At 58.9% G+C, this 26243-nt stretch carries 24 protein-coding genes; 4 read left to right on the forward strand and 20 right to left on the reverse strand.

Translation table 11 applies throughout. The features are described from left to right. Positions 1 to 78 precede the first annotated feature (78 nt). The gene (gene treF, locus HMJ29_RS08540; protein ID WP_171591076.1) at positions 79 to 1653 is read left to right on the forward strand and encodes an alpha,alpha-trehalase TreF; all 1575 of its coding nucleotides are present in this window, start codon (positions 79 to 81) and stop codon (positions 1651 to 1653) included. A 142-nt stretch (positions 1654 to 1795) separates the two neighbouring features. After that, positions 1796 to 2461: an SOS response-associated peptidase gene (locus tag HMJ29_RS08545; RefSeq protein WP_171591077.1), complete on the forward strand. Its 666-nt coding sequence runs from the start codon at positions 1796 to 1798 to the stop codon at positions 2459 to 2461. Positions 2462 to 2549: 88 nt separating this feature from the next. On the opposite strand, the gene HMJ29_RS08550 is transcribed toward HMJ29_RS08545, so the two are convergent. The 3 genes from HMJ29_RS08550 to HMJ29_RS08560 all read right to left on the reverse strand — a co-directional run bounded on the left by HMJ29_RS08550 (position 2550) and on the right by HMJ29_RS08560 (position 4940). Further along, a complete protein-coding gene (locus tag HMJ29_RS08550) occupies positions 2550 to 2819 on the reverse strand; it encodes a hypothetical protein (RefSeq protein ID WP_171591078.1) in 270 nt (89 codons plus the stop codon). Between the two features lie 242 nt (positions 2820 to 3061). After that, on the reverse strand, positions 3062 to 4237 hold the full coding sequence (locus tag HMJ29_RS08555) for a S1 family peptidase (protein ID WP_171591079.1): 1176 nt from the start codon (positions 4235 to 4237) through the stop codon (positions 3062 to 3064). Positions 4238 to 4355: 118 nt separating this feature from the next. After that, positions 4356 to 4940, reverse strand: coding sequence for an RNA polymerase sigma factor (locus HMJ29_RS08560; protein ID WP_171591080.1), 585 nt, complete (start codon positions 4938 to 4940; stop codon positions 4356 to 4358). Positions 4941 to 5075: 135 nt separating this feature from the next. On the opposite strand from HMJ29_RS08560, the gene HMJ29_RS08565 reads away from it, so the two are divergent. After that, positions 5076 to 5324: a hypothetical protein gene (locus tag HMJ29_RS08565; RefSeq protein ID WP_171591081.1), complete on the forward strand. Its 249-nt coding sequence runs from the start codon at positions 5076 to 5078 to the stop codon at positions 5322 to 5324. A gap of 205 nt (positions 5325 to 5529) precedes the next feature. On the opposite strand, the gene HMJ29_RS08570 is transcribed toward HMJ29_RS08565, so the two are convergent. From HMJ29_RS08570 to HMJ29_RS08605, 8 genes are all read right to left on the reverse strand, one after another. Further along, positions 5530 to 7353, reverse strand: a complete 1824-nt coding sequence (locus HMJ29_RS08570; RefSeq protein ID WP_171591082.1) for a hypothetical protein — start codon at positions 7351 to 7353, stop codon at positions 5530 to 5532. A gap of 16 nt (positions 7354 to 7369) precedes the next feature. After that, positions 7370 to 9667, reverse strand: a complete 2298-nt coding sequence (locus HMJ29_RS08575) for a hypothetical protein (RefSeq protein ID WP_171591083.1) — start codon at positions 9665 to 9667, stop codon at positions 7370 to 7372. Next, positions 9664 to 10140, reverse strand: coding sequence for a hypothetical protein (locus HMJ29_RS08580; RefSeq protein WP_171591084.1), 477 nt, complete (start codon positions 10138 to 10140; stop codon positions 9664 to 9666). Before HMJ29_RS08580 ends, HMJ29_RS08575 begins: the two co-directional genes overlap by 4 nt. Next, on the reverse strand, positions 10137 to 11264 hold the full coding sequence (locus tag HMJ29_RS08585; protein ID WP_171591085.1) for a BatA domain-containing protein: 1128 nt from the start codon (positions 11262 to 11264) through the stop codon (positions 10137 to 10139). Before HMJ29_RS08585 ends, HMJ29_RS08580 begins: the two co-directional genes overlap by 4 nt. A gap of 66 nt (positions 11265 to 11330) precedes the next feature. Further along, positions 11331 to 12209 (reverse strand): DUF58 domain-containing protein, encoded by an 879-nt coding sequence (locus HMJ29_RS08590; RefSeq protein WP_171591086.1) that lies wholly within the window; start codon positions 12207 to 12209, stop codon positions 11331 to 11333. A gap of 113 nt (positions 12210 to 12322) precedes the next feature. After that, positions 12323 to 13300 carry an AAA family ATPase gene (locus tag HMJ29_RS08595; RefSeq protein WP_171591087.1) on the reverse strand — a complete coding sequence of 326 codons (978 nt, stop codon included), beginning with the start codon at positions 13298 to 13300 and terminating at the stop codon, positions 12323 to 12325. Positions 13301 to 13357: 57 nt separating this feature from the next. Beyond that, on the reverse strand, positions 13358 to 14110 hold the full coding sequence (locus HMJ29_RS08600; RefSeq protein ID WP_171591088.1) for an outer membrane beta-barrel protein: 753 nt from the start codon (positions 14108 to 14110) through the stop codon (positions 13358 to 13360). 40 nt (positions 14111 to 14150) lie between these two features. Beyond that, complete coding sequence (locus HMJ29_RS08605) at positions 14151 to 14774, reverse strand: DUF4159 domain-containing protein (protein WP_135435741.1); 624 nt, start codon at positions 14772 to 14774, stop codon at positions 14151 to 14153. A gap of 196 nt (positions 14775 to 14970) precedes the next feature. Between HMJ29_RS08605 and HMJ29_RS08610 the strand changes: the two genes are divergently transcribed. Next, positions 14971 to 15567: a porin family protein gene (locus HMJ29_RS08610; protein ID WP_171591089.1), complete on the forward strand. Its 597-nt coding sequence runs from the start codon at positions 14971 to 14973 to the stop codon at positions 15565 to 15567. A gap of 1 nt (position 15568) precedes the next feature. Here the strand turns inward: HMJ29_RS08610 and HMJ29_RS08615 are convergent, their stop codons facing one another. The 9 genes from HMJ29_RS08615 to HMJ29_RS20615 form a co-directional block, all read right to left on the reverse strand. Then, on the reverse strand, positions 15569 to 16237 hold the full coding sequence (locus tag HMJ29_RS08615) for a hypothetical protein (RefSeq protein WP_171591090.1): 669 nt from the start codon (positions 16235 to 16237) through the stop codon (positions 15569 to 15571). A 150-nt stretch (positions 16238 to 16387) separates the two neighbouring features. Continuing rightward, on the reverse strand, positions 16388 to 17713 hold the full coding sequence (locus HMJ29_RS08620) for a TldD/PmbA family protein (protein WP_171591091.1): 1326 nt from the start codon (positions 17711 to 17713) through the stop codon (positions 16388 to 16390). A 169-nt stretch (positions 17714 to 17882) separates the two neighbouring features. Then, positions 17883 to 19535, reverse strand: a complete 1653-nt coding sequence (locus HMJ29_RS08625; protein ID WP_171591092.1) for a TldD/PmbA family protein — start codon at positions 19533 to 19535, stop codon at positions 17883 to 17885. Positions 19536 to 19647: 112 nt separating this feature from the next. Next, a complete protein-coding gene (locus tag HMJ29_RS08630) occupies positions 19648 to 19920 on the reverse strand; it encodes a GIY-YIG nuclease family protein (protein ID WP_366671381.1) in 273 nt (90 codons plus the stop codon). A gap of 135 nt (positions 19921 to 20055) precedes the next feature. Then, a complete protein-coding gene (locus HMJ29_RS08635) occupies positions 20056 to 21390 on the reverse strand; it encodes a TldD/PmbA family protein (RefSeq protein WP_171591094.1) in 1335 nt (444 codons plus the stop codon). Between the two features lie 139 nt (positions 21391 to 21529). Continuing rightward, positions 21530 to 23182 (reverse strand): TldD/PmbA family protein, encoded by a 1653-nt coding sequence (locus HMJ29_RS08640; protein ID WP_171591095.1) that lies wholly within the window; start codon positions 23180 to 23182, stop codon positions 21530 to 21532. Between the two features lie 254 nt (positions 23183 to 23436). Further along, positions 23437 to 24468, reverse strand: a complete 1032-nt coding sequence (locus HMJ29_RS08645; protein WP_171591096.1) for a 5-methylcytosine restriction system specificity protein McrC — start codon at positions 24466 to 24468, stop codon at positions 23437 to 23439. Between the two features lie 176 nt (positions 24469 to 24644). Then, positions 24645 to 25955, reverse strand: a complete 1311-nt coding sequence (locus HMJ29_RS08650; RefSeq protein WP_171591097.1) for an AAA family ATPase — start codon at positions 25953 to 25955, stop codon at positions 24645 to 24647. 118 nt (positions 25956 to 26073) lie between these two features. Further along, the gene (locus HMJ29_RS20615; RefSeq protein ID WP_262490722.1) at positions 26074 to 26196 is read right to left on the reverse strand and encodes a hypothetical protein; all 123 of its coding nucleotides are present in this window, start codon (positions 26194 to 26196) and stop codon (positions 26074 to 26076) included. Positions 26197 to 26243 lie beyond the last annotated feature (47 nt).

Below are 26243 nucleotides of genomic sequence, written 5' to 3' on the forward strand. Positions count from 1 at the left end.
GTGTGCTCCACCGTTGCCGGGTAAATATTCGTAGGTAGAATAGCGCCGGAAGAACCCCGCCGCCTAATTATACGCCGTATGAAGAAAGTTCTGCTTGCTTATCTCTGCCTCTTTGCCTTAACTGTATCTGCGCAAAATACAGCGCTACGCACCCCCCGGCAGCTATTCCCGGGGTTGTTTGAGGCCGTGCAGATGCAGCGGATATTTCCTGACAACAAAACCTTTGTTGACGCTATTCCGCGCGAAACGCCGGCCGTAATACTACAGGCCTACAACGAGCAGCGCCAACTCCCGGGCTTCGACCTGAACCGGTTTGTGCTGGCCTACTTCCGGCTCCCTACCTCCGCCGAAACTGCCTACCACACCAACATTGAGCGGGGACTTCGGGCCCACCTCGATACTCTCTGGACGGTGCTGCAGCGCCCACCCACCGACTCCGTAGCGCCTTATTCGTCTCTGCTGCCCTTGCCGCGCCCCTATGTGGTGCCGGGGGGGCGCTTTCGGGAGGTGTACTACTGGGATTCGTATTTCACCATGCTGGGCCTGCAGGTCAGCCACCGCCCCGCTCTTATCCGGGGTATGGTCGATAATTTCGCCTTCTTAATTAACCAGTACGGCTTTATTCCGAACGGTAACCGCACCTATTACCTTACTCGCTCACAGCCCCCATTCTTCAGCCGTATGGTAGAGCTGCTGGCCTCTGAGCAGGGCGATACTGTGCTTAGCCGCTACCATGCTCCTTTGCTGCGGGAGTACCAGTTCTGGATGGCCGGCGCCGATTCACTGGCTCCGGGCCAGGCCCACCGCTCGGTGGTGCGCATGCCCGGCGGGGAGTTGCTGAACCGCTACTGGGACCAGAGTGCCGAGCCGCGGGAAGAGTCGTACCAGGAGGATGTGCTGGCCGCGCAGCGTGGTAGCCGCCCGGTGGCCCAGTTCTACCGGGATGTGCGGGCCGCGGCGGCGTCGGGCTGGGACTTCAGCAGCCGCTGGTTTGTGCCAGGCGCCGGTCTGGAGTCCATCCGTACCACCAGCCTGGTGGCCGTTGATTTAAATAGCCTGCTGTATGAGCTGGAACTAACACTGGCCCGCAGTAGTCAGATACGCGGCGACGCCGCCGCGGCCAAAAGCTTCCGGGCTAAAGCCGCCGCCCGCAGTAAAGCCCTGCAGCGCTACTGCTGGGATAAGCAAGCCAAGTGGTTTGTAGATTATGACTGGGAGCAGCGCAAGCCTTCTCCCGTCCGGACGCTGGCCGGGGTGTTCCCTCTGGAAAGTGGCCTGGCTACTCCCTCTCAGGCCAAGCACGTAGCCCAGGGCCTCCGCCGCGACTTTTTGCAGCCGGGCGGACTGGTTACTACGCTAGCCACTACCGGGCAGCAGTGGGATGCGCCCAATGCCTGGGCGCCCTTGCAGTGGATGGCCATTCAGGGACTGCGGCGCTACAAGCAAAATGAGCTGGCCAGCACTGTGGCGCACCGCTGGATAAGTCTCAACCAGCGCGTGTTTCAGCAAACCGGTAAGCTCATGGAGAAGTATAACGCCATGCAAAGCAACGCATTAGGCGGGGGCGGGGAGTATCCACTGCAGGATGGCTTTGGCTGGACCAATGGCGTGCTGCTGAACCTACTGCAGGAGTACCCCGATGCGGTGCGCTAGTTTGCCCGCTACCAGCCGCCCCAGTAGGTGGGTTGGAGTGGCCTAGGCACTACTGCGCCGGTTAGCGCTCAAGGAGGGCATGAGTACATAGTCTGGCCACCCATAAATTACGTAAGAGGCAGAAACATAACTCACTCCTGCCATGTGCGGTCGTTATACTCTCACGCCTCCCCCCAGCATTCTCGAAGACCGTTTCGACGCTGCTTTCGCGGCAGGTCTTACGGACCCAACCTACAATGCAGCGCCCTCCCAAACGTTGCCTATCATTCTGAATACCGATCCGGGCCGGATTCAGCTCGCCCGTTGGGGCTTGGTGCCCGGCTGGGTAAAGGACCTGAAAGCCGCGCCTAAGCCTATCAACGCCCGCGCCGAAACCTTAACTGAAAAGCCCTCGTTCCGGACCCTGCTCCAACGCAAACGGGCGCTGGTGCTGGCCGATAGTTTTTATGAATGGCAGGCCAGCACACACGGCAAAACCCCCTACCGGATTTTGCTGAAAGACGAGCAGCCCTTTGCCTTTGCGGGCCTCTGGGATGAGTGGCTGGATCGGCAAACCGGAGAAGTAGTACCTTCTTTCACCATCGTTACCACGGAGCCAAACGAGCTGATGGCAAGCATTCATAACCGGATGCCCGTGATTTTACCCGGCCGCGACGCTGAACTGGCGTGGCTGGATGATACTACTGGCCCGGCAGAGCACCAGCAGCTACTCCAGCCTTACCCCGCCGATGGTATGCAGGCCTACGCCATTAGCACCTTGGTCAACTCCCCGGCCCATAACTCCCCCGAGGTAATGGCACCTGTGTAACAGGCCACGTTCCCTTCACTCAAAACAAGTAAAAGCCTCTTCCCACTACGTGAGAAGAGGCTTTTGTATGGCCTGGAAACCGTCAAGGTTATTCGTACGAAGGCTCTGAGTCAGACTCGGAAGTTTTGGCAACCGCAATAATAGCAATGCTGGCAATAACGGCTACACCAATAATGAGCTGAGTAGTAGTGAAGCGCTGCGACGCTTTGCGCAACAGCTGTCCGCCGTGCTTGAGGAAGTCTTCCAGGTGTTCTGAGTCGCCATTGAACACCTTGTAACCGCTCTGAAGCGTGTTGATGATGTCTTCGGGTACGATTTTCTCAATGTTTTTTTCCAGTTGAGTGCTTGGGGTGCTCATAGCGGAGAGTAAAAGGACGAATGAATGAAGTCGAAGTTTATATGGATGGTGATGCCACCGGAAAACGTGTACGCAAACCCGCTTTGTTTTGATATAGTTGACTTGCCTATTCGCACACCAGTAGGCCACTGCCAGGCACTAAGCTCAGAAAATGATGCCTGAATATTTCACCGGTATAAGCCACAAAAAAAGGCCCGTTAGCAATACTAGCGGGCCTTTTCTATAGGGAGAGAGGTGTGGATCTATTCGTATACTTTCACCACAAAAACATAGTCGCGCAGCTTGCGGATCTGCTGAGGGCGAGAGTTACCGGCCAGTTGGTTGGCCCGTGGCATGTTGTAGGCCTGCCCCGTTTTGGCGGCGCTGAGCGAGTCAACCAAGCGCATCAGGTACGACGATTTAGTGGCGAAAGCAGCGCTTTGCACATCCATCTGCCGGCCGCTGATAATACCAATCAGGTTTCCTCTATCATCGAGCAGGGGGCCGCCGGAGTTACCGGGGTTCACAGGAATGCTGATCTGATAGAAACCCGTATCACCTTCAAACCCAGAGCGGGCGCTCAAAGAGCCATCGTTAAACACCAGGTCTTCGCGCGGATAGCCAAGCGTATATACCCGCTCGCCTAGCTCTGACTGGCCACGCTTAAAGGAATAAGGCAGGCGGCCAAAACCGTTAAACGACTTGTCCTTAATCTGCAGAATAGCCAGATCGTGGGCTACGTCCGTGAAAACGGGCTCGGCCCGGAAGCGCTGCCGGTCGCGGCTCTCAATCAGCAACGAGTCGGCCCCTTGAATAACGTGGTAGCTGGTAACCAGGTAGCCATCGGCGGTTAAGGCGAAGCCAGTGCCACTGAACTTGCCCTGGTTAACGGCGGGAGTGGCGGGGGTGCCAATCTGGTTGATGGCCTTGTTCATCACGCGCTGGGTGCGCTTAATGCGGTCTACCTCACGGCGCAGCGTGGCGTAGCCGTATAAAGAGGGCTGCTGACGAGCCTTCCACCACTCCATACCCAGCAGCGTGGCAAACACCGCCAGTACAGCTACGGAAGCGGCCACCATCATGGTAGCGCGGTGAGAGCCCCAAAACTGGCGTAGCTTCTCCTCGGTACGAGAGATGCGCAATGCAGGGCGAGGGGCCTCAGGAGTAGAGAAGAGGTGAGGGGCGGGCAACTCCTCAGAAGAAAGGCGTACCGCTTTTTCGGCGTTCATATCTGCCTGAATAGCGTTCAGCTTACGCCGCAACGCCAGGCGCTGACCGTAGGCCGTGAGCGTGCCAGTCAGCGTTTCGTACTCATTGAGGCGCTGGGCCAGATCGGGGTCGGCGGCCAGGCGCCGCTCCAAGTCGGCACGCTGCGGCACTGCCAGCTCTCCGGAGCGGTAGGCATCAAATAAAGCGTAATAATCAGCTTCGGTTTTCATCTCGGTAAGGCGGGTGGGTGGTCCCGCGTAATCCTATGCAGCAAGAACAGTAGGTGTATAACGTGAGCGTAAGGAGCACAAAGTGGCCTACGGGGCCCTACTGTTTACAACCTAGTTCTTAGGTTTCAAATTCCTGGTATTGATTGAAAAACAGCTTTTTGAGCCGCACCAGGCATTTGTATTTCTGATTCTTGGCGTTGTCGGCGTTAGTATAGCCAAACTCCGCCGTAAGCTGTTGCATTGACTTGTCGAGCAGGTAAAAGCCCTCCAAGAGTGAGCGGCAAGGCTCTCCAATGCGCTCGAGCGCCTCGGCCATGGTGGCAAAGCGTCGGTCGCGCTCCTCCGCCAACTCCAGGTCAGCTTCGGCACCGGTTTCGAGGTAGGGCTCATGGTCATCGAGGCGCCCGCCAAAGCGGGTTTTCTCGGTGAGCCGCTTGAGCCATAAGCGGCGGCACACAGCGTAGAGGTAGGTTTTGATCTGGCAGCTGAGTTCCAAAGAACCATCGCGGACCTTCTCATAGAATACCATCACGCCCTCCTGGTACACATCCTGGGCTTCATCATCGGTACCGCTGTTCTGCAGCACATAATGAGAAACCATGGGGAAATGCAGCCGGTAGAGCTGTGCCAGCGCCCGGTCGTCGCCGTGGCGGATGGCCGCCACAAACTCCTCATCGGTGTAGGAAGGTTGTCCCTTACCCATTCGCATCATTGATTAATACATGAGCCCCCCGTTGGTAACCCACCGAAAAAATATTTTCTGCGGCTGGGTTACCATTCAGTAATGACGGTATAAAGGGCGTTTTTCGGACTAAATTTTCCAAACCTACTACCAAAAATGAAGAACCTCCTGAAGGTATCCGCTCTGGCCGTTGTATTCGCTGCTACCCTCGCTTCTTGCGGCGAGAACAAGACTGCTGAAACTACTACTGCTACTGAAACCAGCACTGTAGAGTCTACGACCATGGACACCACGGCTGCTGCTACCAGCACCGACACTACTGCTATGGCTGCTCCTGCTACCACTGAGGCTCCTGCCACTACGGAAGCTACCACCACCACTACCACTACTGCTGAGCAGAAGTAATTGTGGCTGGCGTAGGCCAGTTAGCTAAGTTATCAACAAAAAGCCCGAATTGCTGACTGTAGCAATTCGGGCTTTTTGCTTTGTTGACAAGGAGCCCAGCCAAAATGTTCAACTCCAGTCACAAGGCCACTGCCCCTGTAGTCAACCAGCGAAGAGTAAGGAGCTGATTGGCAAACCATAAGCGGCCAAGTAAGAAAGAAGTGGCCTAGAGCTTTTCTTCCAGCCAGAGCAACCCGCTGCCCAATACGAACAAGCCAAATCCCCACCAGCGCGACCAGGGTTCCGACCCAGTAGTGGCGGCCACCGCAGGTAGGGTAGCGGGTTGGTGCTGCGCAATCCATTGGGTGGCCGCCTGCTGCCGAAGCTGAGCTTCGAGCCCTCGCCACTGCTGGCTACTGAAAACATAAAACCACGAGCTAGTCTGTGGCCCGGAAGCCTGGTGCCAACCGCTGGTGCCCGGCCAGAACGTGCCCCGGACCCAGTCAGGCATTTGCTCGTCTTGCTGCAGGGCTACGCGCACAGCTTTGCCCGCCGTGGCTTTAACCGTGATAGGGCCCGGTGCCAGCGCCGTGGCCCGTATGGTAAGGGGAGCATTGAGGCGAGGCCAAGAATTTTCGGGCCGAATGGTGGCTGCCGGAGCATTGGGGGGCGTTGCTGCCGTGAGCAGCTGGCTCCAATAAGAAGCGTAGGAGGTAGTCTGGCCCTGTAGCACCCATGGGAAGGTTTCAGTAACGGTAGTTACCACCACCTGGCCTAGGCCAATGCGGCGGGCAGCCGCAATGGGTTGCCGCCCCTGAGTAGTAACCAATACCCGAAGCGCTGGCGCGGGGCGAAGCGTAGCAGGCACCAGAGCCTTAGCCGAACCTGCCGCGGCCCAATACACGGCCTGGGGCTCTTGCGCTGCCCGGGCCGCCTGCAGTTGCAGAACAAAATCGGAGCGGGCAGGAAGGGCCCGTGGCAGGGCGACAGCGGGGTCGGTGAGCAGGATCAGGCCACTTTGCCCGTTGCGGAGCGCAGCTTGCAATGCACCGGCCTCCGTCCCGGAAAGTGCCGTCAGGCTGGCCGCATCAGCAACAAGTACATCTGTTTTGTGAAGCAGGGCAGGAGTAAGCTGTCCAATAGCAGCTGCCGATTGGTTTAGAAACTCAGTTTGCGTGAGGCCCCGGCTCACGCCTACGCGCAGCGCTACCGCGTGCCCTTGCCGGGCCAGGTGGTCTTTCAGAAAGCGAAACTCAAAGGAGGGAGTTGCCGCCAGGAGCAGAAGCCGGAGTGGGCGGGCAGGTACTACCTCCAGCGGCAACGGCTCGGGTGCTAGGCGCAGGCCATTGGCTGTAGCAGCGCGGGCATCAAGCTGATACACAGCGCGCCCCTCCGCTTTTGGGGTGAACTGCAGGCGAAAAGCACCCCAACCATTAGGCAGCTTAACGGAGTCGCGGAGGCCACCTGCCGCCCGTAAGCGTACCCACACGGGCGCCGCAGAATTGTGGTTATTGAGGTAGCCCTCTACCACCCAAGGCTGGCCTACCTGCGTGCTACGTGCCCAGCTAGCCATCCGGAAGCCGGTGTGGGCAGCGCCTGAGTGCCGTACCAGCCCCACGGTGTTTAACTCGGGGAGGTCGGCGGCGGGCAGCCCCTGGCCCAGCACGTGCAAACGCCGCAGGCCCGGCAAGCGCTGACGTAGGGCCGCCAGGTTACTTAAGGTAGGAGTGTCAGGAGAGGCAGCAAGGGAGGCATAGCGCCAGAAATGAGTGCCAGGTCCTAACTGGCGCAGCAACTGACGCAGAGTGTCAGGAGAGTAGCCATCAGTGAGCAACAGGGCCTCGGTGGTAGTGGAGCGCAAGGGCTGACTGGGTGGGAAGGCCAACAACCACAGGCCCGCAGATGCCAGCAGGCCCGCCCCAACCCGCCAGCCCCGGCGTGAATGATTGACTCGGCGCCACGCTGCCACACTCAGGCCAAATGCCAGTAATACGCACAGCATCAGCACCAGCAAAAACGGCAGCAAAGGAGTAGGGAGCGAATAGGTCATGCGAAAAATAGGAGGCTTACTGGCCGAGTTCCTGGAAATAGCGCCTGGCTAGCCGGGTAGTGCCGGCAGTGCGTTGAGGAGTAGGTGCCGCCAGGGGCAGTAGGTCCGTCAGGCCCCGCTCCGCGAGAGGCAGCGCAGCCGTGGGCAGTGGGCGCCCGGCCCGCACTGCCGCACTGGTTTCGCGCAGGGCCCGCAATGCTACGAGGTAACGGCCAGGCTGCTGCAAGGCTGCCCGGGCCAGCTCAGACCCTGCCTGGTCAAGCGCAGCTGCCGTACCAGCACCCGCCGGCTGACCCAGGCGCAACTGGCCAAGCACACGCAAGGCAGCCCGCACGGTGGGGTAGGAGGGCGGAATGGCGGCCTGTTGTTGCCGGCGGGGGGCTTCGGCTCCGGCCAGGTCTCCGGTAAGGCGGGTAGTAGCCTCGGGCATGGGTGGGGGTGTAAAGCCGGCTTTCTTTACGTAGGCGCGGGTTTGCTGCTGCACTTGTTTGAGTAGGCGCAAGGCGCGGTACTCATACGGCAGGGCTTCTTTGGGGCGTCCGGTGCGGAGGCGGAGCTCGGCATCCCACATCTGGCTGAGCACTGCTTGCAGCTTAGCCTTCACGGCGGGCTCCAGAAAATCGGCCGTTTCTGAGTCGTCGTGGCGGTGCATGTAGGGCTCCATCAGTTCCGCCGTGCGGGCTTCGCTGGCCGTGGCGTTGGGGTTGGCGGGGGCATGACCGTGGTCGTGGCCGTCCTGGTCGTGGTGTTCCTCGGTGGTGGCTGCGGCGGGCTTCTCTTGCGGCGTGTGGTCCTCGGCTACTACTGAGCCCAGGCCAAGTTCTTCCTCTGGCTCTGCCGTGGGAGCGTGGGCGGTTGCACCGATGTTGCCCTCAGCCTCTTCGCCCAGAAACTTACCGTAGCGCATGCGCAGAATCTTCTGGTCGAAACCAATGGCGTTGCTGCGCTCCAGCAGCGTGGCGGCCGACAGGCGGGGCTGCTCAGCCAGGAGCTTTTCGGTGTCAATGATAATCTGGCGCTGGCTGCGGAAGTAAGCTGGCGCGCTTTTCACGCCCATTGATACATCTAGGGTGCTTTCCTGCACGGTGGTGTCTTCCCACTGCACCAGGTACGTATCGGTGCGGGTCATGTGCTGGTGGTTGTCCCAAGCCTGCACGTAGAAGTACACTTCGTCGCCGTAGGTGAGGCCTAAGTTGGGCAGCCGCAGCTGGTGGCGTAACGTGGCCTGAGTTGGCTGCCCTTTCAGGGCGGCGCTGAGGTCAGAAACTACCTCTTTGAACTTTACGGCCTCGCCCTGGCCCTGTGCCACGGTAGCCACTAAGCGGGCCCGAGTCAGGCCGTAGTCATCACGCGCGGCTACCTCCACGGCTACCTGTGGCGGGCGGCCAAACTCCACCAGCGTATAGGCTTTGGGGCGCACTACGCGCAGCACCGGGGCCTGATCCGGCTGCACCTCAATGGCATAGTCATCAGACGGGCGACCCGCGAAGCGGATGCGGTACAGCACGGAGGCCGGCACGGGTAGCTCCGCAAAAAACACTGTAGGCCGGCCCGTAGCAGCTTGCATAGGCACCCGCCGCGTTCCGAGTTCCAGCACAGGTGGTGCGTCTGCGGCCCGGCTCACGCGCACCTCCCACCGCACCCGGCTATCCTGCGGGCACTGGAATGATGGCTGAGCTGCCGCATAGGCTGCCCTGCGCGTATAGGCTGGGGGCGTAATTTTAATCTGGGTAGAAACTACCCGGGCAGGAGCTGGCTGAGCTGGGGCAGCGGGAGCTTCGTCGAAATGCAGTTGAAGAGCTGGGGCGGCCACGGGAATGGCGCTGGTGGCCGCTGGCCTGTACCACCACAGGCCAGCGGCCACCAGCCCCAGGGCTGCTGCCAGCAACGCCGGCCGCCGGAAACCCACGGGCAGTAGGGGCCCTTCTGTGGTTGTGCGCAGTGCCTGTAAGCGGTCAGCTACGCGCTGCTGCTGGAAGCCGGCCAGCAGGTTAAGCTCTGAGCTTGGTTGCAGGAGCAGGCCCGCACTGTCTTCCAGTTCCAAAAACCGGCGGTCGAGGTGGCGGGTAACGGCCGGAAGGTCTGTCTGAAAAAGTCGGAATAGTTGCCATACCAGCCAGCCAAAAAGCAGCAAGATGCCCGCGCCAGCAGGCCAGCGGAGGCCAGGCCAGTAGGCCACCAGTACGCCCAAGACCAGCAAACTCATTACCGCTGGCAGAAGGAGCGCCAGGGCGCGGCGCAGCAGCCACCCTTGGCGTAGGTTGCGGAGCAAGGCTGGGGCTTCAGAAACCGAGGAGGTAGCTACGGTATTCATACTGAGGCGGGTGAAGAATGAGCACTCCGGCGGGCGGCCAGCCACCGTTCCAGGCCAAACAGCATTCCGGCTGCCAAAACCAGCCAGGGCGTGTACGAGTGTGCCGGAGCCCGATCAGTGGCCAGACCAGCACCTGCGGCTGGTGCGGTTGAATTGCGGGCCATTGCTGGTTGAAACAGCGCCTGGGCGGGGTCCAGTACGCGCATATCCGTTAGGGCAGGGCCGCTGGGAGTAGGCCACAGGTAAGGTAACAGCAGGGCCGGCAGCTCCGGAGAATCGGCCAGCTCACTCCACGGTTGCGTGAAGCGGGTATGTAAGTAATAACGTTGCCCGTTGCCTTGCTGCTGCGCAGAAAGCAACGGCTTCCCTTGGGCATCGTGCCACAGCACCCAGGCAGCGCGGGGTACGGGCAGCGTGTCGTGACGAAGGATACGTACTGGCGATTCTGAGGCAATGGCGAGGCTGGTGCTCACGGGCGTTCCGGGGGCCGGGGCTTCCTGCCATAGCCGCAGGCCCTGCCGCACCCGCTGTTGCAGCTGCGCTGGTACCGGGCCGTTTTGCAGCCAGAACACCCCGCTACTGAATCAGCGGAGGTAGGAAGGCTAGAGGACAGAATGATTTCGGGGGTAACGGGAGCAACTGAGCCGGCGGCGCGCAGAGCGGCCTTCCATACCCGGGCTTCGGCCGCGTGCGGAGCATCAGCGCTGATCCAGAAGCGCGGGCGGGTGGTCTGCACCGGAATAGTGGCCGTTTGCGCGGGCCCCGTAACCTGCAAAACGGGCTGGGCATTGGCAGCTACATACCTTACCTCACTCGGGGCAGGCAGCAAGCGCGGTAGCAAACCAGCACTTGGGCGCCCCAGGCGCACCCGCCGAAATGTGGTGCCCGTTTCGGTGCTGTGGGCCAGTAGCACCAGCAAGCTATCGGGGCGAGGCTGCCAGGCGGCGGCTACCTGCACCACCGAGTCGGGGGTGGCGGGCGTGGGGCGCCAGGTAACGCTGGCAGGCAACATAGGCCGCGTACCCCGGAAATTGCGCAATGCAAGCGGTGCTACTACCACCAGGGGGCGGTTAGGGAAAGAGTCGGCGGCTTGCTGCACTTGGGCCCACACATTTTCTGGGGTTAAGTGGCCTACGGAGGCCTGAGCACTGCCTGGGCCAGGAGCGGAGCGGCCGGTTAATTTGCTGTTCTGGGAGTCAGGAGCAACCAGCGGCAAGCCGGGGCGCAGCTCCCGCAGCTGGTAGCCCTGGCGAAGTAGAGAGTCGAGGGTGGGGCGGAGGCTGCTCACCGCTTCGGCGGATGCGGCCGGGCTTAGCAGAATCTGGCCGCGCCGGGGGGGTACCTGGCCTAGCCAACCCGGTTCTGCCAGCGCCAGGGCCAACAGGCCCAGAGTAGCGGCCCGTACCAGCAGCAGAAGTAACCCCTCAGGCTTCAGACTGCGCAGGCGGCGGTTGGCAGCCGTTTCCAACCAGCGCAGGCTACCTATCTGTACTACCCGCCCCGGCCGCCGGTTCCAGAGGTAAATAGCCACCGGCACAAGTACGCTCAGCAGAGCGAGTAAACCGGCGGTAGGGTGCTGAAGGTTGAAGGCGGGCAAGCTGTAAAGCGTTAGAAGGAAAGGCAGTAGGTAGGAGAAGGTCGGGGGCAGATGGGAAAAGGCTGCTTAGCTGACTACTTTGGCCCGGAGGCGCAGAAATTCCCGCATGGCTTGGTCGAGGGGCGCGGCAGTGGAGAGTTGGTAATAGTCGAAGCCCTGGCGGCGCGCTTGTGAGGCCGTAGTGCGAAGCCACTCCTGGTAGTGCTGCTGCCACGCCTGGCGCTGTTGGTCGGCGTCGAGTTGCAGGGTTTGGCCGGTCTCCAGGTCTTCAAAGGTGACGGCCCCGCGGTACGTGAACTCCACTTCATTACGGGCCAGCACGTGCAAGAGCAGTACCTCGCCACCCGCTGCCCGCAGGCGCGTGAGCAGCCGCCCAATTTCATCAGCCTCCTCATACAAATCACTCACGCAGATAAGCAAAGCGGGCTGCCTTCGTGCCGTGAGGGGGGCCAGGGTAGCCGCATCCGGAAACTTACCGGCGGCCTGCACATTTTCCAGCGCGTGATATAAGCGCGACTGTTGGCGGGCATCGGCGCGAGCCGGCAGGTGCTGTAGGCCACTTGGGTGCAGTATGGTTAGGGCCACGGCGTCGCCCTGCTGGGTGGCTACGTAGGCCAAGGCGGCGCACAGCAGGCGGGCATACTCCAGCTTGCTCAAGCCATTGTCGTCGCGGTGGTTCATGCTGGCGGTGGCATCCAGCACCAAGTGCACCGTCAGGCTGGTTTCTACCTCTGATTCGCGCAGGTAGTAGCGGTCGGATCGGGCGGCCAGGCGCCAGTCGAGGCGGCGCAGGTCGTCGCCGGGCTGGTAGGGGCGGTACTGGCTGAACTCCATGCCGGCCCCGCGGCGCCGGCTCACATGGTGGCCGTGCAACAACCCCTCCGCCGCCTGGCGGGCCGCCAGCGACAGATTCTGCAGCGCATGTAAGTACTCAGGAGTCAGCATAAACAAGGCGAGGTAGTGAACTTGTGCGATGGTGAGTTTTTAGGTTCGACTGGCCTGGAGGTGCAAGCAGCACATCTCGCGCAGCCTGCGCGTCAACTCAGTAGTTCATCAGTTCACACTTTTACCGCCGCAAGCAAGGCTGCTACGGCGTCGTCGGGAGTTAGATTTTCAGCTTCGGCGTTGAAGTTCAACAGCACCCGGTGGCGCAATACGGCTGGGGCCAGGGCCCGCAGGTCTTCCAGGGTGGCAGCAAACCGGCCCTGTAACAGGGCTCGTGCTTTGGCGCACAAAATCAGGGCTTGCCCGGCCCGGGGGCCTGCGCCCCATCGACCATACTCCTTAATAAACGGCACCTCCGACGTAGCCGGCCTAGTGGCGCGCACCAGTCGGTTCACGAAGCTCAGCAGCTCCGGGCTGATGCTGACCTGGCGCGTGAGTAACTGCAGCTGCCGGACATCTTCGCCGCTCAGAATGGGGCGTACTTCGGCTCGCACGGCACCGGTGGTACCACTCAATACGGCCAGTTCTTCCTGCTCCGTGGGGTAGCCAATGCGCACGTAGAGCAGGAACCGGTCGAGCTGGGCTTCGGGCAGCGGATACGTACCCGACTGCTCAATGGGGTTTTGGGTGGCCAGCAAAAAGAATGGCTTGGGCAGGGCGTGTTCCTGGCCGGCGTAGGTCACGTGGCCTTCCTGCATGGCCTCCAGCAGGGCCGCCTGCGTTTTGGGCGGTGTCCGGTTGATTTCGTCAGCCAGCACGAGGCTGGCGAAGATGGGCCCCTCGTTGAACTTGAAAGAGCGGTGGCCGGTGCCGTGGTCTTCCTCGAGTACCTCCGTGCCCAAAATATCAGTGGGCATCAGGTCAGGCGTGAACTGAATGCGGCGGAACGGTAAGTCAGTGGCCTGGGCCAGGGTGCGTACCAGCAGGGTCTTAGCCAGGCCAGGTACTCCTTCCAGCAACGCATGGCCACCGGCCAGCAGCGCGACCAGCACTTCATCCAGCACCTCCTGCTGGCCTACAATGACTTTCCCAATTTCCTGTTTGAGCTGCGGTATTTTCTGGAGGAGGCGAGTTACGTCTTGTTCGGTCAACGGAGTGAAACAGTTAAGAGAAAAGAGAACCAAGCTGGCAGAGCCCTACCTGCTGGACTAGTTATTGGCAAAGAAATACGTGGCATCTAACATGAAGCCCCGGTTCTTGGATTGCGGATTATAGCCGATATAAGGGCTTGGATAGACGTTCTTAACGCCGTGGCTATAGGTGGCTTGCGCCTGCCAAGAGCCAAGCTTGTATCCGATGCCTACCTGATAGCCCGCATCAAGCCGCCGAAAAGCATTGACAGCATACGGATCAACCTTCCCAAACGTCACCTCCGAATCCCTCTTGAAACTGGTGGCGGCATAGGTTTGGTAATATTCCGAAGTGCGCATCGGTTTATCGAACTCGTCATGGTAGTGCCCACTCAGGCCTACGCCGAGATATGGACCAGCCAGCAGCTGCACGCCATGTACTGTAGCAACCATATTTACTGGCACCACTAAGTAGTTGAGCCGCAGATAGGTGAGGCTGTTGTTTTTGTAGGTTACTCCCTGCAGTTCAATAGTGCCGGTTTGCTTTTCACGGTAGCCTTTCTGAGTGAAAACAATGGCTGGCTGCAAGCTCAGCCACCCCAAGGCTGCCTCAAATACCAGCCCAGCCTGGCCGCCCCAATAGTTGTTACGCGTTTCCAGAGCGCGAAAATCAGGGGCAGCGGCGGTCATGCCAGTAAGTTGCCCACCCACGCGCACACCGTAGCTGAGCTTTAATGGGCCAAGAGGCTCCACCTGTATGTGCACCTGCGCGGTAGTGGCCCGTGGTAGCCAGAAGAGTAACAAAGAGCTGATGGATAGAAGTTTGCGCATATAAAGCGGCCAGTGAAGGTGGTAGAAATAGTATATATAATTAAGCCGTTAGGGCATAGAGCAAGATATTCACACCAAACTTGGTGTTGTCTTCGGCCAGGAAGCGCTTATTGCGGAAGTCGTAGTCCCACTCGCAGCCGTAGTCTTTGTTGGAGTAGAGCACGCCCAAGCGGCCGTTGATTTCAATGCCTTTGAGGTAATCGTGCACCAGGTCGTCGCCCCAGCCGTTGAGCTCGAAGCCAGTGTTGGGTGGGCCCTCCGGAAACTTGAAAAACTGCGAGTAGATGGGGTGAGTTTTGGGTAGCTTTTTCAGGGCGGAGGCGCCGAAGCACACACGCATTTGCTCTTCAAAGCTGCGGGCAAATAGCCCGTCGATGTCGTGGTTGCAGTCATCCACAAACACAAAGCCTCCCCCCCGCACGTACTGCTCAAAGTTCTTGCGTTCAGCGGCGGAAAACTGCACCAGCCGATGCCCCGAGAGGTAGCAGAACGGGTAGCGGAAGAGCTCAGGCGAGTCAAGCGCCACTACTTTCTCTTTAGGGTTAACCGGTACCTTGGTGTATTGCACCAGGGAGTGGAGCAGGTTGGCGGGCATCCGCTCATCCACGGCATCCCAGTCGCCGGAGTGGTATTGCAGACGCACGAAAGTGAAGGAAGCAGGCACAGAAATGATGTAGTAACCAGGCAAGGACGCAGGTCGAAACCCTAAGGTGGCTTAAGAAGGCAAGGAACTCTTGAATTTCAGGTGCCAGCAGGATAAAAATCCTTCTCGCGAGAAGCCAAACAGTATACACTCGCCCACTAGTTTTGCGTTAGATCCAAAAAAATCTTCCTTTCCTACTCTTTACCTGCCTACTGCTATGAAACACACCTTGCTCCTCATTCTGGCATTCATGCTGGCTGTTACCGCGGCACATGCGCAGTTTGGAGTAAAAGCCGGGATTAACGCCGCCGTGCTGGATGGTCAGGATCTGGGCGCTACTTCAACCAAATACAAGACTTATTACCACGCCGGCGTTTTCTATGAAGCCAAACTAATAGGCCCCATTTCTATTCAGCCCGAGGTACTGTATTCACTGCAGGGGGCATCCTTTAAAGACAATTTCAGTAGTTATGATGCCAAGCTGCATTACCTGAATGTACCTGTTCTGGCGAAGGTTACCGTAGGGCCCATATTTGTAGAAGCCGGGCCGCAGTTTGGGGTGTTGCTACGGCAGGAAGCAGATGGCCAGATTAGCACGTCTGCCTCGGGTAACGGGCCTTACAGCAGCTACAAGCGTGGCGACCTGAGCCTGTGCGCTGGTGGCGGCCTTAAGCTGGGTAATTTGTTGTTAGGCGGCCGGTTTAATGCGGGCGTCAATGACATCAACGACGTCAGGAACCTGAGCGGCACCAACGACCCCCGCCTCAGAAACCGCGTGATACAGGCCTACGCGGCGCTGCAGTTCGGGAAGTAGCCTAGCGGGCAGTAGAGGTGGTAGTGAGCCAGGAATTGTACTCCTGAATAATACGAATCATGTCTTGGTACCGGTAGTCGGGGTGGCCGGCTATGATTTTAGCTGCCAGGTCCGGCGCATCATGCATATAGGCCACCAGCTGCTCCTTGAACTTGCCGCGGCTGACCTGCACTAAAGGTTGCCCCTCGCGCCGCAGATACCAGCGGTTGTTAACGTAGGTAGCACCAGGGAGCATGGCAATGGCTGCACCCCCTATCGGAATTGGGATAGGTATGCTATTAGTTTCTGAGAGAGTAAAAAGCTCTACCGGGCCATCAAGCAGGCGGGGCGCCAATACCCGTTCACTCTTGCCATTCAGATATAGGGTTTCAGAGTAAAGCCCTTGCACCCGCATATGCTTTACTTTATCAACACTAATGAACTTTGTAGCGGGACGCGGGCGCGAATCGGGTGGGACATCATAAAAGGGTAAGACTTTATGAAAGCCCTCCCAGCTTACTGGCACATACACCCGCACAGTACGGCCTTCAGGTGTTAAAACCTTACCAAGCGCGTAGCCATTAAAATTTTGGGTGGTGTCAGCGGAAACAGGAATTTCCTGCGCATAGGCTGCAGAGGTGGCCGTTAGCCAAAAGCAAAGGCCCAAAGTGCGTTGCAGAAAAATATTCACGACGAGTAACTAATAATAAACTAGTAGCAGTGCCAGACCTCCTGCAACTGTTGCGCGGTGCGTAAATAACTGTCATTCCGAGTCTGCAGAGAAGGGATACCATCACCAAGCGAGTGATAATTCTCCCAGCAGTCGGAATGACAGTTCTGTTTACACGGCGTCGGAAAGACTGGTGAAGGTGAAGTCCCGGATTTTGAGCGGAGGTACCAGGTTGCCACCCAGGCGTACGGGCCGCCCAATGGCCTCAATGTTGTTGAGCATAATCACGGGGCTCTCATTGAAGCGGAAGTTCTTCACCGGGAACTTGATCTTGCCGTTCTCGATGTAAAACGTTCCGTCGCGGGTCAGGCCAGTGAACAGCAGCGTCTGCGGGTCCACGTCGCGGATGTACCACAGGCGCGTCACCAGAATGCCTTTCTCGGTGCTCTTAATCAGGTCCTGCACACTTTGGGTACCGCCCTCCATGATGAAGTTGCCGGAAAAGGCCGTAGGCTCGGCGCCGCTTTTCTGGGCCCAGTAGCGGGAGTAGTAAAGATTCTTCACCACGCCCTTTTCCACCCAGTTCATGCGCTTCACAGGCAGGCCTTCGCCATCAAATACCGAGCTGGGAGCCTGGGCGTTAAGCGGATCGGAATAGATGCTGATGCGCGAATCAAACAGCTTTTCGCCCTTGCGGTTGCCGCCGCCCTTTTTGCTAAGGAAGGAGCGACCTTCATCGGCTTCTCGTGCTCCGAAGGAGTAAATCAGGTTATTCAGCAACCCCTCATCCGAAACCAGGGCGGCAGGTTCCAGAATCACGGTGTACTTGCCGGGCTCCAGGGCCTTGGCGTTGCGCGAGCCGGCCGCCTTGTCTACCGCAATCTGGGTCAGGGCTTTGGCGTTGAACTTCGATACGTCGGTGAAATCGGCCACAGCATAGCCGGAGCCAGTGCCATCGGGCGTGCGCACCGTTACCGAGAAGTCTAGGCCAGTGCTTTGCTGGTAGGCCTCCAGGCCTTTGCTGTTGCGCAGGGCCTGAAAGTAGGCCCCGTCTTCGAGGTAGCCGGCGGCCGTAAGTTGCTTGTCAACGGCCAGAGCAATGCTATCTGCGGCCACCTGGGCCCGGAAGTCGGGCTTGATGGCGGCGGTGCTGGCGGCGTAGCTTACGGGCGTGAGGTACTGCTGTGGCCCCAGCATAGGCATATACTCGGGGTCTTCGGGCGCAAGGCGGGCAATTTCCTCGGCGCGCTGCACGCAGCGGCGCAGGGTGGCATCGTCGAACTGGTTGCAGGTAGCCACGCCACTGCGCTTACCAAACCGCGACTCCACCACCATCGAGATATTGTCGGACAGGCCGGCCGTGCTCACGTTGTTGCGGGCGTAGCGGATGTTGCCCACCGTGCGCCCGTTCAGGTTGGCCTGGCACTCATCGGCGGTGCTGAAGCTCAGCACCTTCTTAAGAATAGCTTGAGCTTCGTCTTTGGAAAGTATAGCCATAAAGGAAAGGCAGATTTCTAATGGGAGAGTGGCCTAGAGTGTCTAACTCCAGACCGTCCTGCTGAGCGCAGCCGAAGCATCTCTACCTCTGGCTAACTACTGGCCTAGAGAAGCGGTAGAGATGCTTCGGCTGCGCTCAGCATGACGGTTCTTTATATGGAGTAGTGGCCTAGCTGAGTTTGCGGGCCGTGTTAATCACGTTCACGGCGTTGAAGCGCGTAGTGGCCGAGCCGTGGCTTACCGCCGAGCTTTGCGAAGGCTGGCCTTTGCCATCGTTAAAGAAGCCCGCAAACCGGTAGTCCGACTGGTCGCAGCTACCGGCGCAGCTGTTCCAGAACTCCAGCGTATTAGTTTGGTAGGCCACATCCTCCAGCATGCCGGTAATCTTGCCTTTCTCGATGGCGTAGAACACCTGCCCACCAAACTGGGAGTTGTAGCGCTGCTGGTCAATGGAAAAGGAACCGTTGCCAGCAATGTAAATGCCTTTATCGACGCCTTTTACCAGCTCATCCACACTCATTTTGGTGGTGCTGGGCTTCAGGCTCACGTTGGGCATGCGCTGGAATTGCACATCACTCCACGACTGCGCGTAGCAGCACCCGTCAGATTCCGTCTGACCCACAATGTGGGCCTGATCCCGGATCTTCTCGTAGTTCACGAGCTTGCCCTGCTCAATCAGGTTCCACTCTTTGGTCTTTACACCTTCGTCGTCGTAGCCTACGGCGCCCAGTGAACCGGGCTGCAGCTTATCGGCCACAATATTTACTTGCTTAGAGCCGTAGGGCTGGCCTTTGGCCTTCCACTCCAGCGTGGCAAAGGAGGTGCCGGCGTAGTTGGCCTCGTAGCCCAGCACGCGGTCGAGCTCTAAGGGGTGGCCTACCGACTCGTGGATGGTCAGGCCCAGGTGGTGCGGGTCCAGTACGAGGTCGTACTTGCCAGGCGTTACTGATTTGGCCGTCAGCTTTTCCTTGGCTTGCTTGGCGGCGCGGGCAGCGTCCTCCAGCATGTCGTAGCTGTACTTGTAGCCAATAACATCGGAGCCGGCGGGGCCTGCTACTTTGTCCTCGGCTTTGGGCGTGAGGTACTCGTAACCCAAGCCCATGGGAGAGCTTAACGACTGCCGGCTGCGGAACTTGCCCGAAGCACGGTCAACCACCGTTACGCCAAACGTGGGGTAAATGCGGTGAATGTCCTGATCGATGTAAGAACCGTCGGTAGAGGCAAAGTACTTCTGCTCGTTTACCTGAAACAGCACCGAGTTTACGAAGCTCGCGCCGTTATCGAGGGCCTTGGCATTGGCCGCTAGCAACAAATCAACTTTATCCTTAATCGGCACCTCGAAGGCGTTCTGCTTGATGGGCGCTTTCCAGGAAACTTCGCCGTAGCCCTTTTGCGGGGCCAGCTGCACCTTCTCCTTCTGTACTTTGGAGTTGGCTTTGGCAATTTCTACGGCCAGCTGAGCGGCCTTGGCCATTCCGGCCTCCGTGACAATGTTGGTGGCGGCAAAGCCCCAGGTACCATTGGCAATTACCCGAATACCGGCGCCGTAACTCTCCGTGCTGGCAATGTTCTGCACCTGCTTCTCGCGGGTGAAAATGCCTTGGTTGAGGTAGCGCCCAATTCGTACATCGGTATAAGTGGCGCCAGCGGCTTTGGCAGCGTTTAGCGCGGCATCGGCTAGGCGCTTCTTCACGGCTACATCCACACCGTCGGCCAATAGTTGGGCCGGATCAACCAGCGTTCCGCTGAAACCCGGAATAGAAGGCAGCCACAGCGCCCCGGTCGCTAGGCCAGTCAGGCCCACAAAATCACGTCTTTTCAAAAGAGTACAGGTTTGGAAGTGTGGAAGGGTAAATTGTCATTCCGAGCGAAGCGAGGAACCTGGGAGATGGCCCAGGGGCTAACTTAAATTCCTCATTTCGCATGGAATGACATCACGCCATTATTTCATTAGTTAAGTCTCGCCAATCAGGATTGGTACTGGCAATCAACGCGTCTTTCTTCTGGCGTCTCCAGCCTTTCAACTCTTTTTCACGGGCAATAGCTTGATTGATATCACCAAACTCTTCCCAGTGCACAAAGTGGTTGCAGAAATAGCGTCCGGCGAATGTCTGGCGTTGGCCTTCGTTATCCGCGCGCTCCTCAAGGCGGCGTTGCAGATCATTGGTTACGCCGATATATAAGGTAGTGCGTTTAGGATTGGTCACGAGGTACACATAGTAATGATGATAGCGCATAAAATTGATTTAACTCTGGTTATCAATCCGAGCACAGTGAAGATCTGGCTCATGCAGTAAAAGGAACCCCCAGATTCCTCGCTGCGCTCGGAATGACAATTCTACTTACACGGCGTCGGAAAGGCTGGTGAAGGTGAAGTCCCGAATTTTGAGCGGGGGCACCAGGTTACCGCCTACGCGCACCGGCTTACCAATAGCTTCCAGGTTGTTAAGCATAATAATCGGCGACTCGTTGAAGCGGAAGTTCTTCACGGGATGCTTGATCTTGCCGTTTTCGATGTAGAAGGTTCCGTCGCGGGTGAGGCCGGTGTACAGCAACGTTTGCGGGTCAACGGGGCGGATATACCACAGGCGCGTTACCAGAATACCGCGCTGAGTGCCTTTGATAAGGTCAGCGGTGCTTTGGGTGCCGCCTTCCATTATCCAACCACCGGGGCGGGGTAGGTCCGGAATGCTGTTCTTTTGGGCCCAGTAGCGCGTAGAGTAGAGGTTTTTCACTACTCCCTTTTCAATCCAGGTTACCTTTTGCTGGGGCCGACCGTCGCCGGAGAAAGTGAGGTCCGCAATTTCCGGGTTGGTAGGGTCGGAGTAGATGGTTACGCGCTCATCGAAAAGCTTTTCGCCCTTACGGTTGCCACCGCCCTTTTTGCTCAAAAACGAGCGGCCTTCGTCGGCGTTGCGCGCGTCAAGAGCACTCATCAAAGCCTGCATCAGCGACGCGTCGGTGTTGGCAACGAGGGCAGCGGGCTCCAGAATTACGGTGTACTTGCCGGGCTCCAGGGCCTTGGCATTGCGCGAGCCGGCCGCTTTATCGGCGGCAATGCGGGTCAGCAGAGCCGCGTCAAACTTGCTGGCGTCGTTGTAGTCGGCGGTGGCGTAGCCGGAGCCGGTGCCGTCGGGCGTGCGCACCGTGATGCTGAACTCCAGGCCACTGCGCTGCTGGTAGGCCTCCAGGCCCTTGTTGTTGCGCTTGGCCACAAATCCGGCCGAGTCGTTGAGGAAGGCCGCAGAGGTCAGCTTTTTCTCGTCGCAGATTTTCATGCTGGCGCCTACCTGCTCAGCGCGGTAAGCGGGCGTGATGTTGGCCGTGCTCTTGGCAAACGCCTGCGGCGACTCCAGGTATTTCTGGGGGCCGAGCAGGGGCATATATTCGGGGCTCTCGGGCGCGAGGCGGGCAATTTCCTCAGCGCGCTGCACGCAGCGGCGCAGGGTGGCGTCGTCAAACTCATTGCAGGTGGCCACGCCACTGCGCTTGCCGAAGCGGGCCTCCACGGACAGGGCTACGTTATCAATGCCGCCGCTGGTGCTGATGGAGTTGCGGGCCGAGCGTACGTTGCCGCCCGTTGAGCCAGTTAGAGTGGCTTCGCACTCATCGGCGGTGCTAAAGCTCAGAACCTTCTTAAGGATGGCCTGAGATTCGTCTTTGGAAAGTATTGCCATTGCGTATTGTGCTGATTTCTGATGGGGAGAGATGCTGTTCTAGCTGTCATTCCGACCGCAGGGAGGAATCTGGGTCAGCGTAATGCTGGTTTGTCACCCAGGTTCCTCGCTTTCGCTCGGAATGGCAGCCAGGAGTGGCCTAGCTGAGTTTACGGGCCGTGTTAATCACGTTCACGGCGTTGAAGCGCGTGGTGGCGGAGCCATGGCTCACGGCCGAAACCTGTGAAGGCTGACCCTTGCCGTCGAAGAACGAGCCGAACAAGCGGTAGTCCGACTGGTCGCAGCTGCCGGCGCAGCTGTTCCAGAACTCCTGGGTGTTGGCCTGGTAGGCCACGTCTTCGAGCTGGCCCGCAATCTTGCCTTTCTCGATGGCGTAGAACACGGTGCCCCCAAACTGGAAGTTGTAGCGCTGCTGGTCAATGGAGAAAGAGCCGCGGCCGGCAATGTAAATGCCCTTGTCCACGCCCTTAATCATATCATCAACGCTCATTTTCTCCTTGCCGGGGCGCAGGCTCACGTTGGGCATGCGCTGGAACTGCACCGTGCTCCAGGAGTCGGCGTAAGAGCAGCCATCGGATTCTTTCTGACCCACAATGTGGGCCTGATCGCGCGTTTTCTGGTAGTCTACCAGCTTGCCCTGCTCAATCAGGTCCCACTCCTTGGTTTTTACGCCCTCATCGTCGTAGCCCACCGCACCCAGCGAGCCGGGCTGCAGTTTATCGGCCACAATGTTCACGTATTTGGAGCCGTAAGGAATGTTCTTCGCCTTCCACTCCATGGTAGCGAACGAGGTACCGGCGTAGTTGGCTTCGTAACCCAGCACACGGTCGAGCTCCAAGGGGTGGCCTACCGACTCGTGGATGGTCAGGCCCAGGTGGTTGGGGTCGAGCACCAGGTCGTACTTACCGGGCGTTACGCTTTTAGCAGTGAGCTTGGCTTTAGCCTGCTGGGCGGCCAGAGTGGCATCTTCCAGAATATCGTAGCTCTGCTTGTAGCCGATAAGGCCAGTGCCCTGCGGACCGGCAATTTTGTCGGCGGCTTTGGGCGTGAGGTACTCGTAGCCCAGGCCCATGGGAGAGCTCAGGGCATCGCGCGAGCGGAACTTGCCGGTAGTGCGGTCAATGGCCGTTACGCTGAACGTAGGCCAGATGCGGTGTACATCCTGATCGATATAGGAGCCATCGGTGCTGGCAAAGTACTTCTGCTCGTTTACCTGAAAGAGGCTGGAGTTTACGAAGTTGGCGCCATTGTCGAGGGCTTTGGCGTTGGCGGCCAGCAGCAGTTCTACTTTCTCCTTTACTGGCACTTCGAAGGCGTTGCGCTGGATGGGAGTTTTCCAGGAAACTTCGCCGTAGCCCTTTTGCGGGGCCAGCTGCACCTTCTCTTTCTGCACTTTGGAGTTGGCCTTGGCAATTTCTACGGCCAGCTGGGCCGTTTTAGCCAAGCTGGCTTCCGTGACAATGTTGGTGGCGGCAAAACCCCAGGTGCCGTTGGCAATAACCCTGATGCCAGCACCGTAGCTTTCGCCGCTGGCAATGTTTTGTACCTGCTTTTCGCGGGTGAAGATGCTCTGGTTGAGGTAGCGCCCAATCCGTACATCGGCGTAAGTAGCGCCAGCAGATTTAGCTGCATTAAGCGCCGCATCAGCCAGCCGCTTTTTCACGGCGGGGTCTACGGTTTCGAGCAGGCGGGCCGGGTCCACTAGAATTGATTCGCCAAAGCCTGGCAGCGAAGGGAGCCACAAAGTCCCGGTCGCCAGCCCGGTCAGGCCTACGAAGTCGCGTCGTTTCAAGAGGGTAATATTTTGGTGATGGAGAGGATATGCGTGGTGAAGTTTAGCCAGAAGCCCGGCCAATTGCAACCAAACGACGCAAATGCCGTTACAGGGCTGCATTTTTTCAAAAAAGTAGCCGAAAAGATGAAAAAATTACCAGTAAAACGGCTTCTGCTATTCCAGTTGAAGAGAGGAATCTAGGTTATCCTCTTGGCCACTTCCCGCATTTCTTGTCTCTGGCTTGATGCACCACATGCCCGGAGTGGCTGGTTTTACTTCACCAAACTCAGCAAATCGGCCGCAATCTGCTCCCAGGGTTGCTCCAGATTAATAGTTACAATGCGCACCGGGTGGCCGCCGAGAGTGTAGCGCACATCAACAGTTTGTGCCGCTGCCGGGTACAATAAAATGCCTTCCAGTTGCTGCTCGGGTAGCTTAGGCTGGTTCTGGAGGTAAGCGTAGAGCTGGTAGAGGTGGGGCGAAATCAGCTTCTGCTGATCATAGCGGGTGCGCAGCGCGGCGGTGTAGTACTTGGTGTCGAGGATGATTTTGCGGTCGGGGGCCTCCAGCGTAGTGTCTGTTATCATGGCCGGCAAGAGGCCTAGCGCCGCTTCATCCGGTGCCTCCGCCTGCCAGGCAATGGTTTCAGAAAGCACCCGAAACCGCCGCTGCTCCAGGCGGTAGAAGTTGCGCACAAATTGCTCAAACAGGCGCGCCATCAGCACCTCATCGCGGCGGAAGTCGCGGAAACGGGCCGGACCCTCGGCATCGGGGGCGGGTAAGGCACTTTGGTATACCAGCTCGCACACATTCAGCAGAAAGCCACTGGCCCCAGTGGGGCGCAGGCGGCGCACTGCTCGCAGGTTCTCAGCCGTTAAGGTAGCAGGGGGGATATTGGCCGGGAAACGCCGTTGCGCCAGGCGCAGCTCATGCCGCAACGGGGCGGGCAAACTGCGGGAGCGGCTGAGGTGGCCTAGCGTACCTAGTAGCAAACGGATAAAAGGCGTATCCGGCCCCAGCTCATCGAACTCACAGACGGCCCGGCCCCGGGACAGCAGGTTGCGCGCCACCGTAGGCGCCAGCTGCACCCGGCCTCTAATCTCCGTCAGCTCCTCCTCGCGGGTGCTGTAGGCCACTGCCAGCCCTTGCCGGAGCAGGCGGCGCGTACCCCGCAGCAACACATGCGCCAATAGCTCCAGCGGCCGGTGAAACGCGTCGGCATCCGTAGCCAGTAGCTCCTCCTGCTCCGGCAAGCGGTTCCAGGCATAGCAGAGCAGGTAGTACAGATTTTGAATGGGAATCATGCGCGGAGAGTAGCTGCACCGGGGAAGTAGATAGTTTGCTCTGGCGGGGGGCCCCACCCCTCGGCAGAGGGGCTTAGATTAGTACTACAACGGCATCTCTAGCGGACGTTGTAATAGTAACTCAAGCCCTTCTCCCGAGGGGAAGGGGCTCCCGCCAGAGCAAATTGACCATTCATTTACTTCCTCAGCAGCTTTTTCTTATGGGCCAGTGCTTTAGCGGGCTGATCAAGCCAGTAGTCATCCAGTAGCGGCGCAATTTCCTGTTCCAGAATTAATGTAAGCCACTGCTCGGCCTCGGCCGGCTTGGTGGGGGGCTGGCAGAAATAGCTATGCCCGATGCGGAAGTCTGGGCCCAATTCGGGGTCATCGGCAATGGCTAGGTTGAGCTCCGTGAGGCGAGTCAGGAGGCGATGCACTACGGTAGGAGGTACGCCTTGCTGGGCTAAAAACGCCTGTAGCGCCGGTCCAAACTCTGGCTCCATCTCCACAAACGCGAAGCGGCGGCGCAGGGCGTAATCAAGTGGCGCCAGGCTGCGGTCGGCCAGGTTCATGGTGCCAATGAAGAACACGTTGGCTGGCACGTAGAAACGAGGCGCCTCAGCGGGCAAGTAGGGGAGGCGCACGGCGTGTTCGGGGCCGCGCTTGTCGGCTTCCAACAGCAGGAGCAGCTCCCCGAAAATGCGGCTTAGGTTGCCCCGATTCAGCTCATCAATCAGCAGAAAATACGGCTGATCAGGTTCCTGAGCGGCGCGGCGGCAGAAGTTTAATAGTACGCCCTCCTGCAACCGAAAAGTGCCCTGCGCATCGGGCCGGAAACCCTGCACAAAGTCCTCGTAGCTGTAGCTAGGATGAAACTGCACGAGTTCGACTCGCTGCGCATCCGTAGCCCCCAGCTGCAGCCAGGCCAGGCGGCGGGCCAGGAACGTTTTGCCCGTACCCGGCGGGCCTTGCAGCACCAGATTACGCCGCCTGTCTAAAGCGGCCAGGGTAGCCTCAAGCTTATCCTCCGTAATAAACAGCTCCTGTAGTGCCTGTTCGCGGCTGTAGGGTACGGCAGCGGGCAGCGCGTAGGCCAGCGTGGGCTCCTGGGCCGTGGCTTCCGGAGCCGGAGTAGGCCCCTTTTCCGCCGGAGCTGGCTTCGTAGCCTTGGGTGGGTACAGCTCCTGCATGGCCTCCTGCGCCGCCACGTCGCCATCCAGCGCCGAGTTTTCGAGGGTGGGGCGCTTGGTGGCAATCGTAAAATCAAGCTGCTCCAGTACGCGGTTGGTGGGGGCACCGGCCGCCAGCGGCCAGTTCGCTTCGGGCTCTTGGCAGGCTAGCCGCCAGGCCAGGCGGGCTACCGTGCGCGGCGCGTAGCGGCGGCCCTTATACACCAGGTCGTAGACGGTGCTGAGGGGCATGCGCTGCCCTTCACGGTCTAGCTGGCGCAAGGCACGCAGCACATGGTCGCGGGTGAGTTGAGTGGGGTCGAAGTCGAGAACAGGCATCCGGATCTAAAGTACGGGCAAAACACTGTTGGCGCTACGTTTAGCTCCCTTCTGCTGCGCTAGGCCACTAAAAAGCCCGGCTGCGTAGGGCGGCCGGGCTTACCAGGGGGCAAATTGCTTACCCTTTTTGGGTGGTCTTCTTTTTGCCATCAGGCTTATCCTTGATGGTTTCCTCGTTCTTTTTCTCCTGATTCTTGGTGGCAGGGTCAGTATGCTGGGGTGTGGTGGTGGGCTGGGCCATAGTAGGTAAGGCTACGTGAGTTAATAGTATGGCCTACGGCTGAGATT

Origin of the sequence: Hymenobacter taeanensis (assembly GCF_013137895.1) — a bacterium.
Classification (GTDB): domain Bacteria; phylum Bacteroidota; class Bacteroidia; order Cytophagales; family Hymenobacteraceae; genus Hymenobacter; species Hymenobacter taeanensis.